Consider the following 1436-nt stretch of genomic DNA (forward strand, 5'->3'; position numbering starts at 1 on the left):
CAGGGCGAGCTGGAAATCCAGGTTGGTGACGAAGTTGACGTTGCTCTGGATGCAGTAGAAGACGGCTTCGGTGAAACTCTGCTGTCCCGTGAGAAAGCTAAACGTCACGAAGCTTGGATCACGCTGGAAAAAGCTTACGAAGACGCTGAAACTGTTACCGGTGTTATCAACGGCAAAGTTAAAGGTGGCTTCACTGTTGAGCTGAACGGTATTCGTGCGTTCCTGCCGGGTTCCCTGGTAGACGTTCGTCCGGTGCGCGACACGCTGCACCTGGAAGGCAAAGAGCTTGAGTTCAAAGTCATCAAGCTGGACCAGAAGCGTAACAACGTTGTTGTTTCTCGTCGTGCCGTTATCGAATCCGAAAACAGCGCAGAGCGCGATCAGCTGCTGGAAAACCTGCAGGAAGGCATGGAAGTCAAAGGTATCGTTAAGAACCTCACTGACTACGGTGCATTCGTTGATCTGGGCGGCGTTGACGGCCTGTTGCACATCACCGATATGGCCTGGAAACGCGTTAAGCATCCGAGCGAAATCGTAAACGTTGGCGACGAAATCACTGTTAAAGTGCTGAAGTTCGACCGCGAGCGTACCCGTGTATCCCTGGGCCTGAAACAGCTGGGCGAAGATCCGTGGGTAGCTATCGCTAAACGTTATCCGGAAGGTACCAAACTGACCGGTCGCGTGACCAACCTGACCGACTACGGCTGCTTCGTTGAAATCGAAGAAGGCGTTGAAGGCCTGGTTCACGTTTCCGAAATGGATTGGACCAACAAAAACATCCACCCGTCCAAAGTTGTTAACGTTGGCGACGTTGTGGAAGTGATGGTTCTGGATATCGACGAAGAGCGTCGTCGTATCTCTCTGGGTCTGAAGCAGTGCAAATCTAACCCATGGCAGCAGTTCGCGGAAACCCACAACAAGGGCGACCGTGTTGAAGGTAAAATCAAGTCTATCACTGACTTCGGTATCTTCATCGGCCTGGACGGCGGCATCGACGGCCTGGTTCACCTGTCTGACATCTCCTGGAACGTTGCAGGCGAAGAAGCAGTTCGTGAATACAAAAAAGGCGACGAAATCGCAGCAGTTGTTCTGCAGGTTGACGCAGAGCGTGAGCGTATCTCCCTGGGCGTTAAACAGCTCGCGGAAGATCCGTTCAACAACTACGTTGCTCTGAACAAGAAAGGCGCTATCGTTGTTGGTAAAGTCACTGCAGTTGACGCTAAAGGCGCAACCGTAGAACTGGCTGACGGCGTAGAAGGTTACCTGCGTGCTTCTGAAGCATCCCGTGACCGCGTTGAAGACGCAACTCTGGTTCTGAGCGTTGGCGACGAAGTTGAAGCGAAATTCACCGGCGTGGATCGTAAGAACCGCGTAGTGAGCCTGTCTGTACGTGCGAAAGACGAAGCGGAAGAAAAAGACGCTATCGCTACCGTGAA

Annotated in this window: 1 protein-coding gene; it reads left to right on the forward strand. The window is 52.6% G+C overall.

What is annotated here, in order from left to right; translation table 11 throughout:
• A partial coding sequence (gene rpsA / locus AACG97_RS00185) for a 30S ribosomal protein S1 (protein ID WP_338463223.1) occupies positions 1-1436 on the forward strand: 1436 nt, incomplete at both ends.

The organism is Pseudomonas sp. Nvir (assembly GCF_963778085.1).
Taxonomy (GTDB): domain Bacteria; phylum Pseudomonadota; class Gammaproteobacteria; order Pseudomonadales; family Pseudomonadaceae; genus Aquipseudomonas; species Aquipseudomonas juntendi.